This window comes from Streptococcus sp. HMSC064D12 (genome assembly GCF_001837205.1).
Lineage (GTDB): Bacteria > Bacillota > Bacilli > Lactobacillales > Streptococcaceae > Streptococcus > Streptococcus salivarius_D.
The window spans coordinates 1-228 of the sequence record NZ_KV831734.1 but is presented as its reverse complement, the minus strand read 5'-3'; the positions used below and the strand labels follow the sequence as shown (position 1 = coordinate 228).

The following is a 228-nucleotide window of genomic DNA, read 5'->3' as shown; positions in this document are numbered from 1 at the left end:
TTAGTTATCAAACAATCTATAGAGCCATTTATCGAGGACATTTTGAGGATAACTCATTATCTCATGGTGCTCGTGGTGTCATTCGTAAACTTCGTCATCGTGGGAAAACACGTCATACTAAAGGTCATGTTGAAAATAGAGGGAAAATATCCATTTCTCATACAATTCACGAAAGACCAGAAGAGGCTAATAATCGAACTAGAATAGGAGATTGGGAAGCCGATACTG

The 228-nt window shown here is 38.2% G+C and carries 1 pseudogene; it reads left to right on the top strand.

Annotated features, from left to right (window positions below):
* Window positions 1–228: pseudogene (locus tag HMPREF2697_RS10620) on the top strand (IS30 family transposase); the annotation flags it as partial.